The sequence below is a fragment of the Couchioplanes azureus genome (genome assembly GCF_014648355.1).
Classification (GTDB): domain Bacteria; phylum Actinomycetota; class Actinomycetes; order Mycobacteriales; family Micromonosporaceae; genus Actinoplanes; species Actinoplanes azureus.
The window spans coordinates 918392-933748 of the sequence record NZ_BMQY01000001.1; the positions used below are offsets into that span (position 1 = coordinate 918392).

Here is a 15357-nt window from a genome sequence, read left to right on the forward strand (position 1 = left end):
CGCTACGGGGACCTCTCCGGCGAGGAGGGGATCACGGCGTACGACGTGGCGAAGCGCGCGGCGGCCGGCGAGGAGCTGGCGAACCGGGTCTGGACCGAGGCGGTCGAGGCCTTCGCCGACGGGCTGCTCACCGCGCAGGCGCTCTACGACGCCGGCATCGTGGTGCTGGGCGGCGGCCTGGCCGAGGCCGGGGAGGCGCTGCTGGCCCCGCTGCGGGCCGCCCTCGATGCCCGGACCACGTTCCACCGGATGCCGCGGATCGTGCGCGCGGCGCTCGGCGACACCGCGGGCTCCCTCGGCGCCGCGTTGCTGGCCCTGGACTCCCTGGAGAACCCCACGTGACGGAGAAGATCCACGGCCGGATCGTCCGGCCGGGTGCGGTGGTGCCCGGCGTCGTGGAGGTGGACGGCCCGACCATCCTGTCCGTCGCGGAGGCCGCGGAGGCCGGCGACGACGTCATCGTCCCGGGCTTCGTGGACCTGCACTGTCACGGCGGCGGCGGGCACACCTTCACCCGGGGCGACGCCGGGGACGCGGCCAAGGCCGCCGCCTTCCACCTGCGGCACGGCACCACCACGATGCTGGCCAGCCTGGTCAGTTCGCCGTACGAGCTGATGCGCGACGCGACCGCCGCCTACCTGCCGCTGGTGACCCGCGGGGTGCTCGCCGGCATCCACTTCGAGGGCCCTTACCTCAATGCGGTGCGGTGCGGGGCGCAGAACCCGGAGTTCCTGCGCGAGCCGTCCCTCGCGGAGCTCGACGCGCTGGCCGGCCTCGGCGCGGGCGCGATCCGCATGATGACGATCGCCCCCGAGCTGCCCGGCGCCCTGGACGCCATCCGCCAGCTGGCGGCTCGCGGCATCGTGGCCGCGATCGGGCACACCGACGCCACGTACGAACAGACTCTGGCCGGGGTGGCGGCCGGCGCGACGGTCGGCACCCACGTCTTCAACGGGATGCGGCCGCCGCACCACCGCGAGCCGGGTCCGGTCGTCGCGCTGCTGGACTCCCCCGCGGTCGTCTGCGAGTTCGTGGCCGACGGCATCCACCTGCACGACGGGATGCTGCGCTTCGCCGCGCGTGCGACGCCACAGCGGGGCGCCCTCGTCACCGATGCGATGGACGCCGCGGGGATGCCCGACGGCAGGTACGAGCTGGGCGGCCAGGAGGTCGCGGTCGCCGACGGGGTGGCCCGGCTGGTCCGCGACGGCTCGATCGCCGGCAGCACGCTGACCATGGATGCGACGTTCCGGCGGGCGGTGGCCGCGGGCCTCGACCTGCCCACCGCGGCGTCCATGGCCTCGACCACGCCGGCCCGGGCGCTGGGGCTGAGCGACCAGGTCGGTGCGCTCGAGGCCGGGCTGCGCGCGGACCTGGTGGTGCTCTCCCCCGACCTGCGGGTCAAGCGGGTGATGCGGGCCGGGGAGTGGGTCTGACGTCGAGCCCCCACGGTAGGCGGGCCAGCACGCGGGCCAGGACCAGGCCGAGCAGCAGCCCCGCCACCGAGTCGGTGATCCAGTGGAACCCGGTGTACGTCGTGGTGACGAAGACGATCATCGGCGGAGCGATCCGCAGGGCGCGGTTGGCGCCGGCCGACAGCGGCTGACGCACCACCAGGCCGAGCATCAACGCGATGACGAAATACCAGATCACCGAGTTGGCCATGTGGCCCGAGGGATAGCTCATCGCGTTCACCCCGGACGCGTCCGGGTTGAACAGGATCTCGCGGTTCGGGCCCTTGAAGGCCGGCGCGGCGCGGTCCAACCAGATCTTCAGCGGACCGACCGTCGCGTACAGGATGACGAACGCGCCCGCGAAGACCAGCAGCGGGCGCACGGACCGCAACCGCCGCGCGGCCAGCAGGGTCAGCAGGCCGGCGACCGGCATGAGCACCTGGCCGCCCTGCCCGAGGTAGTTGAGCACCCGCAGCACCCAGTAGAGCCAGCGCGGCCGGTGGTCCGCCAGCCAGTCAGCCACGCCGACGTCGAAGGCCAGCAGGTGGCCGCGGGCCAGTGCGGCGGTCAGCGCCACGAAGGCGGCGAGCAGCACCAGGTCCACCCACCAGCCCCGCGCACGCATGCCGACCACGCTACCGGCCGGCCTCGAGATCAGATGTACGACTTGATCCTCTTGTAGATCAGGTCGGCGCGGACACCGGAGTTGGGGCAGCCGCCGAAGTGGTGCAGGGCCACCACCTTGTCGGTCTTGCGGGACAGCACCGGGCTGCCGCTCGAGCCGCCCTCGGTGTCGCAGTAGTACGACACGTCGGAGTCCTGGGCGTACCCGTCGAAGGCGTTGTCGGCGACCGCGCAGGTGCCCGCCTTCTCGCCGTGGCGGCCGGCGATGCGCGTCGGCTCGCCCGCCGGGTGCTGGGGGACGTACAGCTCCTGGCCCCGTGCCGGACGGCCGGTGTCGAGGGTCAGGAAGCCGAACTTGCGCACCGAGGCGAACTTCTCGACGGTGAAGAGGGTGTAGTCGTAGACGTGGTTGGTGGCGATGACGGTGTCGCCCCAGACCTTGGTCGGCCGGAACACGTCGTAGCCGCCGCACTTGGCGCACTGGTAGTTGAACCACACCTCGGTCTCGTACGCGTCGTCCGAGTTGTCGAAGCAGTGGTTGTTGGTCAGCATCCGGTTCTTGGTGCCGATCCGCCAGCCGGTGCAGAGCTCGGTGCCGTTGATGAGCAGCCGCGCGACGGCCTTGGAGCGGGTGTAGGCGACCGGGTCCGCCGACCGGTAGCAGACGGCGTCGCTGCTCTCGTCGCCGCCGCAGACCGACTCCTCGCGCCCGGTGCGCTGAGGCGTCCTCGCCGCCCGCTCCTGCGGGGAGAAGCCCTTGGCCACCTGGTCGACGTGCACGCCGAGCCGGCCGAGCAGCGAGCTCAGCAGGGCGCCGCCGCCGCGGTGCACCTCCAGCACGGCGGTGTCGCCGGTGATCGACATGGCCCACCGGTCGTTCGGGGTGGCGGTGTCGAGCAGTTTCGGCGCGTCGTAGCGGTAGGACTCCTTGCCGGCGGCGTCGGAGACGGTCACGTAGTCGCCGGGCACCATCGTCATGCGGCTGAAGTGCAGCTTCACGTACGAGGCGCCGGGGTAGCGGAAGACCTCGCGGTGCGGCGCCCGGTAGCCGAGGAGCTTGTCGGCGCTGACCAGCTCGCCGATCTTCTGGCGGCCGTCCTCGGCGGCCTTGACCGCGGACTCGTGGTCGCGCGCCCCGCCGTCGCGGGACCCGCCCGCCGCCGGGGCCTCGGCCGCCTTCGTACCGGCGGCCTTCCGAGTCTCGCTGGTCGCGCCCACGGGCTGCTGCACAGCGACGGGGGTGGGAGCGGCGGCCGCGGGTTCCTGCCACGTGCCGACCGTCCGGCCCTCGTCGCCGGTCTGCGTCCAGGCCACGGCACCGGCCGTACCGACCAGGGCCAGGGCGGCGCACGCCCCGGCGACGATGCTCACCGCGCGTCGCAAATCCACTCCCGTCCCTCAAAGCCACATCGCCGACATAAGAAACAATCGGGCGATCTCGCTCGGTGTAACGAGCCACCGGCGGCGGCGACGCGCCGCCGCGACCGTGCAGACTGGGTCCGTGCGCATCACCTCGGCCCTCGTCGACCCGGCCTTGCTGGACCTGCCGTGGCACCTGCCGCTCGAGGACTGGCCGGCGGACCACCTGGTCGCGCTGCCCCAGGGCATCTCGCGGCACGTCGTCCGCTTCGTCAAGCTCAACGACACCGTGTACGCCCTGAAGGAGACCCGGGAACGTATCGCCGAAAAGGAGTACGACCTGCTCCGCGCGCTGGAGCGGATCGACTTCCCCGCGGTGAAGGCGGTCGCGATCGTCACCGACCGGGTCGACTCGCTCGAGACGGTGCTGATCACCCGGCATCTGCAGTTCTCCCTGCCGTACCGGGCGCTGTTCTCGCACGTGCTGCGCCCGGAGACGATGAACCGGCTGCTCGACGCGCTCGCCGCGCTGATCGTGCGGATGCACCTCACCGGCTTCTCGTGGGGTGACTGCTCGCTGTCCAACACGCTGTTCCGCCGGGACGCGGGCGCGTTTGCCGCCTACCTCGTCGACGCCGAGACCGGCAACCTGCATCCCCGGCTCTCCGAGGGGCAGCGGAGGGAGGACATCGAGATCCTGCGGCTCAACATCTTCGGCGAGTGCCTCGACCTCCAGGCCGCCGAGCTGCTGCACGAGGCCATCGATCCGGAGTCCGTGGTCGACGACATCGTGGCCCGCTACGAGCGGCTGTGGCACGAGGTCACGTACGAGCAGGAGGTTCCCCGCGACGCGCGGCACGACATCGAGGGCCGCATCCGCCGGCTCAACGACCTCGGCTTCGACGTCGCCGAGGTGTCGCTGTCCACGGTGGACGGCGGCTACCGGGTGCGGCCCAAGGTGGTGGACGCGGGCTACCACACCCGCCGGCTGCTGCGCCTGACCGGACTCGACGCGGAGGAGAACCAGGCCCGGCAGTTGCTCAACGACCTGGACACGTACCGGGCCGAGAGCGACCTCACCGACGAGCAGCAGGCCGCCCACCGCTGGCTGACCGAGGTCTTCGAGCCGGTCGTCCGGGCGGTGCCGGCCAACCTGCGCCGCAAGCTCGAGCCTCAGGAGATCTTCTCGCAGATCATCCAGCACAAGTGGCTGCTCTCCGAGCGCGCGGGCCGCGACGTCGGCATGGGGCCGGCGGTGCAGTCGTACCTCACCGACGTGCTGGCCCACAAACCCGACGAGCAGGCGGTCCTCGGCGTCGAGATCGGCTCGGTCTAGGACCCCTGGTCCGGCCTCAGCGGATACGGAAGAAGAATCCCTCCTGCTTGAGGCGTTCTATGCCACTCGGCATGAAGACCCATTGCTGCGTGCCCGGCGACACGCCCTCCGGTGGGTTGCCGACCGGCCCGCGGACCAGTTGGCCCTGTTCGCGCATCGACCGTGCGACGCTTTCCGGCAAGGCGATACCGAGCACGCCGGGCGCGTCGTTGCCGCGGCCCGCGGCCCGCGTCGCGAACGGGTCGACCTGCTCGAGGGAGGGCAGCGTGTGCAGCTGGCCGCCGTGGTTGCCGCCGGTCGCCGACAGATTGCCACCGCCCGTCTCGACCGCCGCGTTCACGAACCTCTCCGGCGCACCGTGCGCGAACACCTCGATCGGTCCTTCCGGGATCTCGTCCCGGACGCCGTGGTGGTAGGCGTGTTCGAGCATCGTCCGCGGCGGTCGTTCGGCGACACCCGTCTCGCCGGCGCCCCGGCGCGCGGCGTGCATCGCGGCGGCGACCGCGACCGGTGCCAGCGCTTCGCCGATCTTCCGGTCGTCTCCCTCCCGGATCGCCGAGACCAGATGGCTCACCATCGCCACCTCGCCCACGAGGGGGGTGGCGCCCACGAGCGCACCGGTCAGGGCTTCGTCACGTGCCTGCTGGAACCTTTCTCCGTCAGTGGACGCACGGGCCATCGCGGCGGCCAGGTTGCTCGCCCATTGCTCGCGTTCCGGCTGGAAGTCCGTGGGGTCGGCGACCGCGTGATAGGCCAGCCGCGCCATGTCGGCCGCCTCGGCCGGCACCTCGCCGACCGTCTTCACCAGGCCGGAAGCGAGCCCGGCGAGAATCCGGTCGCCTGGGGCGGCACCGTCCTCCGGCACCATCGCCCGGTACACCGTGTCGGCGAGCTGCGAGACACGCGATTCGGGGGTCCGGTCGGCGGTTGCCTGTGCGGCGGCCGCATCCGCCGATCTGGCGGCGGCTGCCGCGTCGGCTTGTCTGGCGGCCGCGAGATGGTCCGGGGCCGGGCGCGTCGCAGCCGCCGCGTCGGCTGTGGCCGGCCGCCCGAAGGCGGCAGGGTCGCCGGTGGCGGTGCGGGTCGCGGCCGTGGCGTCCGCTGCGGCCGGAGGGCGCATGGCTGCCGCTTGATCGGACGGCACGGTCCCGGCCGCGGCCTGCTGGTCCGGTGCGGTGCGGGCGGGCGTTGTCACGGCGATTTGTTCCAGCTTCTGCGCCATGTCGCCGGGGCGTTCCGGCTCGGTCTTGTGGTGCCGTTCGGTCTTCTCGCGCCGTTCGGTCTTGCCGTCCGCGTTGTGCTCGCCCGCCTGCCTGGGGCTGCTGTCAGGTCTTTCCGTGTCGCGGCGGGTGTGCGGGCCGGGCCGTTCGTGGCCGGGCCGTTCGTGGCTGGGCCGTTCGTGGCGGGGCCCTGGTTGGCTGCGCCCGTGCTCACCGTGCCCTGTCGGGGCGTGGCCGTGCACGGGAGACGGCGGGTTCGGCCGGCCGTCGGCGTCCGCCGGCCGGTCAGCCCGGCGCTCCTGGTAGCGGGCCGCGTTGACCAGGCCACGCAGCTCGTCGCGCAGCGACTCGCCCGGTGCTCTGGTTTCCACCTCGCGGCCGCGATGGTGTTCGGAAGGGTGACGGTCCCGTCCCCAGAGCGGTTCGCCGTGCCGGTGCTCGGAGGAGTTGCGGCGGTCCTCGCGGTCCCGTCGCTGCTGCTCGCTCGGCTGGTGGCCGGTGGTTCCGTGCCCGTCTCCATGATCCCCGCTCATGTCGTGCTCCCGTCTCGCTGTGATCTCTCGGGCAGCTCCGCCGCCTCGCACACCCATCCGCCGATCCGGATCGCCAGTTCGACGGAGGTCGCCGACCCGGACAGCAGGGCCTGCTGGACGAAGCAGAGCGCCGCCTGATCGGATCGGGTCTGGCCGCACGGGTCCGCTTCCGGGTCGACCGGGGCCACGACCACCCTGTCCGCGGCGTAGCGGGCCACCTCCAGCAACTCGCCGGCAACCCGGTCGTGGTCGTATCGCACCGCCTTCGCCACCAGGTCGCGCAGGTCGCGGTCGCGGGCCGCCCGCCCGGCGTCGTAGCGGTACCGGCACGGCTGGTCGGGACACACCTTCGTGCAGTGCGGCAACGGGGACACGGCCGGGCGGAACACCCGCCCGACCGTCTCCGTCAGGGCACGGGCGGTGTCCGCCGCAGGGGCCAGGACGTGGGCGGTCAGCGCGTCGGCCACGGCTGCGGTGCTGCGGTAGGACCAGCCGGCCGCGGCACCGCGCCGCTCGGCATAGGTGCGGCAGAGCCGGTGTGTCAGGCAGCGGCGAGCCGGTCCCGGATCGGCGTGCGGCGTGCGGCTGAGGTGGGCGTCGGCGTGGACACCGACGCCGGGCCAGAGCTCGGCCGCCCGGTCGGGCGAGCCGAGCACGGTCGTCAGCACGCGGGCGGCCACCGCGCCCACCTCGGGCCGTTCGGCGATGTCCGCGGCGGCCCGGCAGGACGGGTCGGCGGGTGCACAGCCGGCGGGACACGTGGCGAGTTCCAGCTGTGCGGCCATCCGGTCGCGGACCACTGTGTCGTCCGGTGGCGGTCGCCTCTGCTTCACCTCGTCGGAGGTGACCAGAACCGGCGCGTCGTCGCCCTCTGCGAACATCGCGGCGACGCCGCGGTCGAAGGTGGCCAGGGCACGCAGCTGGTCCGGGCTCATGGCCATCGTGCCGCCCACCGCGGTCCGGTCGTCCTCCGCCAGGAGACGATGCACGACCTTCAGGTTGGTGTTCTTGATGACCTCGGGCGCGAGCTTCACGGGCACCTGGTCGGCCACGAGCACCCCGAGTCCGTATTCCCTGATCTCGGCGAGCAGGTTGGTGAACGTCCCGACCGCCTTGGCCTTCGGGTCCGCGGCACTCTCGCCCGCGGCGGCGGACCGGGGCGCGGTTCCCGCCAGGAGGCGGTGTGCCTCCTCGATGACCAGCAGGTGCCGCAGACTGTGGGTGTAACCGCGGGTACGCCAGAAGGCGACCAGCCGGATCAGGATCAGACCCATCACGAACGCCTTGTCGTCATCGTCACCGAGGCGTTCGAGTTCCAGGACGACCGGCTGCTGGAACAGCTTCTCGGCCGGGGTGGAGCGGGACGTGTCCAGCAGGGTGCCCTTGCCGCCGCAGCGCAGCCCGTTGACCCGGGTCACCAGTGCCGCACGCAGGTTGTCGGAGATCTTGTCCTCGTAGCCGAGGCGGGCGATGACGTCCTCCGCCTTGGCGGCGAGATCCGCCAGGGTGGGAAAGGCCTCGGACCGGTCCGCGTCGTCCGGGCCGAGCCGGGTGTTGGTGCCGGCACCGATGTCCCAGCCCCGGTCGGTGTACACCTCCATCAGGCACTGCTCGAGGATCTGCGGCAGCGGGTCCCACATGCCGAAGCTGGCCACGAACAGCGAACGCAGCAGGTCCAGGTGGGTCTGCACGGCGGTACCGGGCTGCACCTCGAACGGGTTCATCCGCAGTGGGGCGACCGCGTCGTCGCCGAGGGTGTAGACGAGCGGGTCGGCGGGCACGCCCGGGTTGTCGAGCAGCGCGCGGTAGCTGGCCTTCGCCGGTTCGATCACCAGGAAGGGAACGCCGCCGGCGGCGACGTCGCGGAGGATCGCGAAGGTGGTGTTGGTCTTGCCGGAGCCGGTGGTGCCGGTCACGAAGGCGTGCCGGGTGAGGTCGTCCAGCGGTACTTCGTACCGGGCGCTGAGCGCGACGCCGTGGCGCATCAGGCGGCCGATGGACACCGTCCGCTCGGTGCCGGCGCGTGCCACCGGTTCCACGTCGAAGGTGCGCTCGGTGCGGACCGCGTAGCCGAGCGTCTCTTGCCGCGGTGGCTGCACGAGGCAGCCGAGCTGGTGCGAGGTGAGCAGGGTCTGCAGCTCGTAGGGCCGCCGGTAGCCGTCGGGGCCGGGCGCCGCGGGCAGGTCCGGCATGATCCAGCCGGCTGCCCAGGCGGCCGCCTGCGCGCAGGTGAACACCCGGACCGGTTCGGTCTCCGGTTCGGCGCCGACGAAAGCGGCCCGCCAGACCGCGGCCAGCCGGGGATAGCTGTCCGCGTCCCCGGTCAGGTAGACGGCGGTGCGCCAGGCGCCGGCCGTCTCGGCCGCGGCCAGGCCGGACAGGCCGGCCTCGCAGAGCTTCACGTACTGGTCGGTGAGCGGGCTCGGCCCGCCCTCGGCACGTGCCTGCTGCTGCGCGGTCCGCATGGACGACAAGAGCAGCTGACGGTTCGCCGCGGCCACCGTGTCCGGTACAGGACGGGCCAGCACGAGCGCCCGCCACTGGTGTCCGGCCATGCCGCGGATGACACGATCGATCGGCAGCGGCCACTCGTCGCCGGCCGGGGCGGGTATGCCGAGGCTCACGCCGGCCAAGGGCATCGGACGATGGTCCGGCGTGACGGGGCTGAGGGTGACCGACGGGAACATCGCGTTGAGGACCGTGGACAGCACGCCGAGGCGGCGGTGGAGGCGGTCCGGGATGCCGTCGGGGCGGGCCGACCAGGTGGCGTACTCGACCGCGATGCCGTCGGCGCTGCCGGTGATCGAGAACGCCAGCGGGACGCTCGCGGTGTGCAGGCCCACGGTCAGCTCGCCGGGCCACAACTTCCGGGGCCGCTGGCCGGCGCCGGGGTTGGGGGTTTGCGAGCGTTCGCGATCACCCTCCAGAAGGCCGATGGCCGCGAGCCGGAGAGCGGCGCGGTGACCCCGCTGCCCGCCGTCGACGGTCGCGGCGGCGAAGTCCGGCGGTTCGCCGGAGCGGCGCAGGTAGCCGACGTGGCCGGCGGTGACGCCATAGTGGACCGCGCCATAGGTGGTCATCTGTCAGCCCTCGCCGTCATCGGTCAGCCCCCCTCGGGGGGTGGGCTGACCCCGATGGTCGGTTCCGGCGCCACGAACAGGGTGATGGTGGTCTGCGGCCGCACGACGGCACCGGCGGGCGGGTACTGCTCGACCACCCGGCCGGGGGCGACGTCACCGGGGGCGGCGCTCCGCACGACGTACGGCTGCCCCTTCGCGTCGAGTTCCGCACCGGCTTCCTCGGCGACCCGATCGCTGAAGTCCTCGATCGGGGCGGCCCCGCGTCCGGATGAGACGACAACCGTGACCGTGGTCCCGCGCGGCAGCTGTACGCCCTCTCCCGGCTCAGTTCGGATGACCACGCCACTGCCCGCCTTGTCATCCGGCTCCCACGCGACGACGGTGTCGAATCCCGCTCTGCGGATCGTCCGTATCGCGGTGGCCGCGGACTTGCCGGCGACCGACGGGAGCGAGGCAGTGGACGGTTCGTCGGGCGGGGCACCGCCGCCAGGCTTGCCCTGCGGCCCGGCTCCCTGCCACGGCAGGCCGGGCGTCTGCCCGGCCGGAGGGACGTCCGGAGGGAGGCCCGGCCGCGGACCGAGCACCACGGGTTTGTCGATCTTGGCGAGGCCGGGCAGGAGCTCGGTCACCCCGAACCAGCCGAGCGGCGCCAGGATGGCCAGTACCGCGGCGATGACGGCGAGGCCCAGCGCGTTGCTCCGCGGAGGCCGCAGTGGTTCTCCCCGGATCACGGCCTGCTGGTCCTGCAGGATCAACTGGTGAGCGCGGAGAATGCCGTCCTGGTACGCACCGACCGCCATCACCCGGTCCCCGGCGCTGACCGAGCCATGCAGTTCCGGGGCGCGCACCTCGACCGCGACAGGGGGGCGCCGCTCGCCGGTCGGCGAGAACGACTCGATCCGGAGGGTGAGCACCTCGGCACGGGCGGCCGGATTCGGTCCGGCGGCCACGGACCGCCGGTCGACGTGGGCGGCGACACCGAAGACCGTCACCTCCTCCGGTCGCGGTCGCCGGAACAGCCCGGCGAGGCCGCGGCGGCGGGGAGGCGGTGGCGCCGGTTCCGCGAAGGAGGGCGGCGGCGGCTGAGCCGGTATCTCCCCGATTCGGGTGTGGTCGGCCAGCGGATCGCCGACGAGGTGGTCCTGGCGAGGAGGGAGTTCTGGTGAGGCCATCCGAACCTCCGAGCAGGTCGAGGCGATGCGCCACACACTATCGCCGCAAATTTCTCCCATCGGTCGATATAAAATAAAACCGACTTACCGTCGGGTTGCCGACACGGGTCCTCGCCGACGGAACCGGCTCAGGGCGCCTGGTCCAGCATCAGCGGCTCCGCGGGCGGGGTCGCCCGCTCGACCAGGGCCCGCAGCCCCGCGCGGCGGGCGACCACGAAGATGCGGTCGCCGGTGGCCAGCACCCGGCGCGGGTCCGGCACCCAGTCGACCCGTTCCGAGTCGGCCGGGGCCAGGCCGATCACCCGTACGCTCAGCTCCCGGTCCGCCTGACCGAGCGGCGCACCGTCCAGCGGGGAGCCGGCCAGCACCCGGACCGTGGCGACGAGCAGCGCATGCCGGTCGACCGGGATGGTGGCCAGCACGTCGCGCTCCAGCATCGCCGCGGCGAACGCGGGGGCCGCCAGCCGGGACACGCTGCGCGAGATGTCGATGCTGAACGCGGTCTGCACCCGCCGGGCGAAGTCGTCGTCGAAGAGCCGCAGCACCACCCGCAGATCCGGGCGCACCTCCCGGGCGTTCAGCGCGGCCTGCAGGTTGGTGACGTCGTCGGTCGACACCACGACCAGCGCCTTGCTGGTGGCCACCGACGCCGCGCGCAGCGTCTCCTCGAGCCCCGCGTCGCCGACGACCAGCGGCACGCCGAGCTGCTCCGCCACCTTCGCGCCGCGCGCGTCCGCCCGGCGGTCGATCGCCACCACGTCGAGCCCCAGATCGACCAGTTGGCGCAGCACGCGGGTGCCCACGTTGCCGAGCCCGACCACGATGATGTGGTCCTGCCGGTCGTCCGCAACCGCGCCCCGGGACAGCGCCAGCCGGGCGTTGACCATGCCCTCCACCACCGCCGCGGTGATCAGCGGCAGCAGCGCCAGCCCGGCGATGGTGAGCACGAGCTGCGCGGCCTGCGCCACGGGGTTGCGTCCCTCCTCCACGTCGGACGAGCCCACCGCGGTGAGCAACGTGACGTAGATGGACTTCCAGAAGCCGTCGACGTTGTCGGCGTGGGCCAGGACCGTACCCGAGATCGCCGTCACCACCAGCGTGATGATGACCGCGATGCCGAGCTTGCGGCTCAGCGCGGCCCGCATCGCCCGCCCGAAGGTGGCGATCGGATGGCGGCGGCGCTTGCGGGCGCCGGCCAGCCGCTGGGCGGCGAGGGTCTGGCCGGCGGGCCGCCCGGTCGCCTCGGCCAGGACCAGATCCGCCGGCCGCCGCGCCTCCGGCGGCGGTTCGGCGGGCAGGACGTCGACCCTTCCGGCACCGTCCGCGGCGGTCAGGGCACAGATCACATGCTCCGGGGGTACGTCCGCACGCCGCGCGACGTAGACCGTGCGCCCCGGGAGCCGGACGTGGGTCGGCGCCACCTCACCCAGCGAGGCGGCGACGAAGGCGGGGGCGGCCATCGCCGCGTCGGAGAGCACGGCGCAGTCGGCGAAGAGGCGGCGGACGCCGTACCCCAGGCCGGAGTTGAACATGCGGATCACCAGCCGCAGGTCGGGCTCGACCGCCTGGGCGCAGAGCGCACCGTGCAGGTTGACCACGTCGTCGGGCATGACCAGGGCCAGCGCCGCGGCACCCGCGAGCCCGGCGGCACGGAAGGTGCGCTCGTCGAGGCGCTCGGACCGCACGACCCGGACCCCGCGCAGCAGGCCCAGATCCGGCACGTCGGCCCGCAACTTCGGCGGCACGACGACGGTCAGCCGGATCCGGTGCCCGGTGTTCGCGAGCTCCTCGGCGACGGTGTAGACCAGCGCGTCGGCGCCGCAGACCACGAAGTGCGGCCGGGTGTCGCCGTTGCGCGGGAGTCCCTCGCGCAGCCGTGACACCAGCGATCTGCGGGACACCTCGCGAAGGGGATCGACGGCCATGGCCGCATCGTAATCAGCCGGAACCGCTCGCCGGGCCCGCTCGTTGCCCCTTCTGAGGCTTTCATCCCCTATGTTTTCGTCCGCAGGAGGAGATCGCATGCGCAAGTGGTTCTATGCCGGGGCGGTGGTCGGCAGCCTGCTGCTCGGCGCGGCACCCGCGCACGCCGAGGACGGCGCGCCGGCCCCGGTCGGCGACCTGACCGGGCTGACGTCCACAACGGATGCCGGACAGGGACTCGGCCAGGGGCTCGGCCTCAACCCGGCGGGTGGCGGCCTGGGCCTGGTCAACCCGCTCGGCGGCGGCAACCTGGTCGCGGTCAAGCCGGGCACCAACTCGGCCGATCTGAGCGACGTGACGTCCCGCGTGTCGCCCCGGTCGGTGAAGGAGGCGGACGAGCCGGCGGATCGCCGGCCGGGCACCGGACTGCCGGCCGGCGACCTCCCGGGCGCCGGCGTGGTCGGCGGGGTGCTGCCCCAGACCGGAGGCGGTCTCCCGACCGACGCCCTCGGCGATCAGCTGCTCGGTGGTCTGCCCCTGCTCGGCGGGCTACCGCTCCTCGGCGGACTGACCCCGGACGGGCGCACCACGGCCGCGGCACCGCAGGAGTCGGGCCCCTTCACCGGCGGGCTGCCGCTGCTCGGCGGCCTCGGCGGCCTGCTGCCCATCTTCCAGAACCCGGACGACCACCGCACCCTCCCGGCCACCAGCGGCCTCCCGGCCGGCGGCACCGACGTGACCCCGTCCGCCCACGGCGACGACGCCACCGGCGGCGACCAGGTCAAGGACCAGCGGATCCACCCGGTCGACGACGAGGCCCGCAACTTCTCCGCGGACGGCCGCCCGGTCGCCGGCGAGGACGCCCAGTTCCGCTGACCGGCAGACCCGAAGAGCCCGTCCCCCGGCGTTGTGGGACGGGCTCTTCGCATATCGGGCGGCATCATGGGCGCATGCAGACGTTCCTGCCGTACCCGGACTTCGTCGCCAGCGCCCACGCGCTCGACCAGAAACGGCTCGGCAAGCAACGGGTGGAGACGATCCAGGTCCTGCGCGGCCTGACCCGGCCGGGATACGGCTGGCGCCACCACCCGGCGGTGAAGATGTGGCAGGGCTACGAGGAGGCCCTTGTCCGCTACGGCCTGGACATGTGCGGCGTCTGGGTGGCGACGGGGCGCGCGGACACCACGGCCGAGACGATGCGCACCGACCTCTCCGCGGCCCGGGGTGTCACCGAGGTCCGCGCGCAGGAGGACCTCGCCGCGGCCGGCGAACTGCCGCCGTGGCTGGGCGACGAGGCGCTGCATGTGAGCCACCGATCGGCCCTGGTCCGCAAGGACCCGGACTTCTACCGCCCGCTCTTCGGCGACGTGCCGGACGACCTCCCGTACGTCTGGCCGGCCTCCGACCGCACCTAGGAATCGTCCACGACCTTTATGATCACCGCCGTGAATCCGTTGCGTCCGGCTCTCGCCATCGTCGCCCTCGGCATGCTCGCCGCCTGCACCGACGGGACGGCCCAGACACCGTCGTCGCCATCCACGAGCGCCACCGCCGAGACGGCGTTGTCGGCCGCGACCGCCGGGCTGGCCACCGGCAACTACCACTTCACGATGTCGTCGCCCAGGAGAAAGACCGACGGGCTGCTCCATCAGCCGAGCAACAGCTCGAAGGAGACCATCGCCCTCGATCGCAAGGTGTTCCACCGGGTCAGGGTCGGATGGGACGAGTACGTCAGAACGGATGCGTCCGGCTGGCAGCACACCGACTACACCCGGTTGCCGGCGAAGCGCCGCCCGTCGAGCCTGCGCGAGCAGCCGGACCGCACAGGCGCCACCGCCCTGCTCGCCGCGGCCAGAGACGTCACCGTCGACGGCAGCACGATGACGGGGCACATCGACGGCACTCATCTACCGTCGAGCTTGGTTCCTTCCGGAACTCCGGGCGGGCTTCTGGGAAAGGCGCCGTTCACCGCTCGGCTGGACGATCAGGGACGCCTCGTCCACTTCGTCCTGAAGATTCCCGCCCGTAAGGACGACCCGGTGCGACCGGCCGCCACGTGGACGCTCACCATCGACGGGTACGGCCGATCGCCAGCGCAGCAGGCACCTGCCAAGTTCGAGGAGCTGCCGGACGACACGTACGAGCACCTCTACTCGCCGTCCCACCCGCTTCCCACCGATCTGGACGACCTCATGGCCCCGAGCTAGGCGGATCCGCCGGTGACGTCCCAGGACAACAGCAGAAAGGGCTCCTCCTCGTTCGCGCCGGCCCTGCGGTACGTCCGCTGGGCGGCCTCGTTGTCCTGCTCGGTGCCGACCCACATGCCGTAGCAGCCGCGTTCCCGGGCGATGGCCGCGAGCGCCTCGACCAGCGCGGTTCCGATGCCCTGGAGGCGGGCGTGCGGCGCGACGCCCAGCTCGTAGAGGAACATCTCCGTACCCTTGTCGGGATGGGTCATCTCCACCCCGGAGACCATCCCCACCGCCCGGTCCTCGTCATACGCGAGCAGCAGGTGATGGCCGGGGGCGGCGAGGAACTTCTCGGTGGCGTCGGGCAGCGGCGGGCCGTCGAAGAGGTCGGCCGCCCGGAGCACCTCGGCGGCATCCGTCATCCGCTCGATACGCATGGCGACACCCTAGTGGCGGGCCCGGGTCGC

13 protein-coding genes are annotated in these 15357 nt (G+C 72.8%); 6 read left to right on the forward strand and 7 right to left on the reverse strand.

What is annotated here, in order from left to right; translation table 11 throughout:
• A partial coding sequence (locus IEY99_RS33970) for an ROK family protein (RefSeq protein ID WP_229798105.1) occupies positions 1–342 on the forward strand: 342 nt, incomplete at its 5' end.
• The gene (gene nagA / locus IEY99_RS04310) at positions 339–1436 is read left to right on the forward strand and encodes an N-acetylglucosamine-6-phosphate deacetylase (protein WP_189199443.1); all 1098 of its coding nucleotides are present in this window, start codon (positions 339–341) and stop codon (positions 1434–1436) included. The genes IEY99_RS33970 and nagA, both read left to right, overlap by 4 nt.
• On the opposite strand, the gene IEY99_RS04315 is transcribed toward nagA, so the two are convergent.
• Both IEY99_RS04315 and IEY99_RS04320 read right to left on the reverse strand, forming a co-directional pair.
• Positions 1402–2079 (reverse strand): phosphatase PAP2 family protein, encoded by a 678-nt coding sequence (locus IEY99_RS04315; RefSeq protein ID WP_189199445.1) that lies wholly within the window; start codon positions 2077–2079, stop codon positions 1402–1404. The genes nagA and IEY99_RS04315 overlap by 35 nt on opposite strands.
• Positions 2080–2108: 29 nt before the next feature.
• Positions 2109–3467 carry a trypsin-like serine peptidase gene (locus IEY99_RS04320; RefSeq protein WP_268245087.1) on the reverse strand — a complete coding sequence of 453 codons (1359 nt, stop codon included), beginning with the start codon at positions 3465–3467 and terminating at the stop codon, positions 2109–2111.
• A 112-nt stretch (positions 3468–3579) separates the two neighbouring features.
• Between IEY99_RS04320 and IEY99_RS04325 the strand changes: the two genes are divergently transcribed.
• Positions 3580–4773: a DUF4032 domain-containing protein gene (locus IEY99_RS04325; protein ID WP_189199447.1), complete on the forward strand. Its 1194-nt coding sequence runs from the start codon at positions 3580–3582 to the stop codon at positions 4771–4773.
• A gap of 16 nt (positions 4774–4789) precedes the next feature.
• Here IEY99_RS04325 and IEY99_RS04330 read toward each other — a convergent pair whose 3' ends face one another.
• The 4 genes from IEY99_RS04330 to IEY99_RS04345 form a co-directional block, all read right to left on the reverse strand.
• A complete protein-coding gene (locus IEY99_RS04330) occupies positions 4790–6526 on the reverse strand; it encodes a hypothetical protein (RefSeq protein WP_189199449.1) in 1737 nt (578 codons plus the stop codon).
• Positions 6523–9606 (reverse strand): ATP-binding protein, encoded by a 3084-nt coding sequence (locus tag IEY99_RS04335; protein WP_189199451.1) that lies wholly within the window; start codon positions 9604–9606, stop codon positions 6523–6525. The genes IEY99_RS04330 and IEY99_RS04335 overlap by 4 nt, the downstream gene beginning before the upstream one ends.
• Positions 9607–9629: 23 nt before the next feature.
• Positions 9630–10778, reverse strand: coding sequence for a PASTA domain-containing protein (locus IEY99_RS04340; RefSeq protein ID WP_189199453.1), 1149 nt, complete (start codon positions 10776–10778; stop codon positions 9630–9632).
• Between the two features lie 128 nt (positions 10779–10906).
• A complete protein-coding gene (locus IEY99_RS04345) occupies positions 10907–12703 on the reverse strand; it encodes a potassium channel family protein (RefSeq protein WP_189199455.1) in 1797 nt (598 codons plus the stop codon).
• Positions 12704–12800: 97 nt separating this feature from the next.
• Here IEY99_RS04345 and IEY99_RS04350 point away from each other — a divergent pair, with 97 nt between their 5' ends.
• The 3 genes from IEY99_RS04350 (at position 12801) to IEY99_RS04360 (ending at position 14908) form a co-directional block, all read left to right on the forward strand.
• On the forward strand, positions 12801–13577 hold the full coding sequence (locus IEY99_RS04350) for a hypothetical protein (protein ID WP_189199457.1): 777 nt from the start codon (positions 12801–12803) through the stop codon (positions 13575–13577).
• 74 nt (positions 13578–13651) lie between these two features.
• On the forward strand, positions 13652–14116 hold the full coding sequence (locus tag IEY99_RS04355; RefSeq protein ID WP_189199459.1) for an MSMEG_6728 family protein: 465 nt from the start codon (positions 13652–13654) through the stop codon (positions 14114–14116).
• Between the two features lie 30 nt (positions 14117–14146).
• Entirely contained in the window at positions 14147–14908 is a 762-nt protein-coding gene (locus tag IEY99_RS04360; RefSeq protein ID WP_189199461.1) for a hypothetical protein, read from the forward strand.
• Here IEY99_RS04360 and IEY99_RS04365 read toward each other — a convergent pair.
• Positions 14905–15327 (reverse strand): GNAT family N-acetyltransferase, encoded by a 423-nt coding sequence (locus IEY99_RS04365; protein WP_189199463.1) that lies wholly within the window; start codon positions 15325–15327, stop codon positions 14905–14907. The genes IEY99_RS04360 and IEY99_RS04365 overlap by 4 nt on opposite strands.
• Between the last annotated feature and the right edge of the window lie 30 nt (positions 15328–15357).

Coding starts and splice junctions, on each gene's coding strand:
- IEY99_RS04315 (WP_189199445.1), bottom strand. CDS start 2,079: ATGCGTGCGCGGGGCTGGTGGGTGGACCTGGTGCTGCTCGCCGCCTTC.
- IEY99_RS04330 (WP_189199449.1), bottom strand. CDS start 6,526: ATGAGCGGGGATCATGGAGACGGGCACGGAACCACCGGCCACCAGCCG.
- IEY99_RS04335 (WP_189199451.1), bottom strand. CDS start 9,606: ATGACCACCTATGGCGCGGTCCACTATGGCGTCACCGCCGGCCACGTC.
- IEY99_RS04340 (WP_189199453.1), bottom strand. CDS start 10,778: ATGGCCTCACCAGAACTCCCTCCTCGCCAGGACCACCTCGTCGGCGAT.
- IEY99_RS04345 (WP_189199455.1), bottom strand. CDS start 12,703: ATGGCCGTCGATCCCCTTCGCGAGGTGTCCCGCAGATCGCTGGTGTCA.
- IEY99_RS04350 (WP_189199457.1), top strand. CDS start 12,801: ATGCGCAAGTGGTTCTATGCCGGGGCGGTGGTCGGCAGCCTGCTGCTC.
- IEY99_RS04355 (WP_189199459.1), top strand. CDS start 13,652: ATGCAGACGTTCCTGCCGTACCCGGACTTCGTCGCCAGCGCCCACGCG.
- IEY99_RS04365 (WP_189199463.1), bottom strand. CDS start 15,327: ATGCGTATCGAGCGGATGACGGATGCCGCCGAGGTGCTCCGGGCGGCC.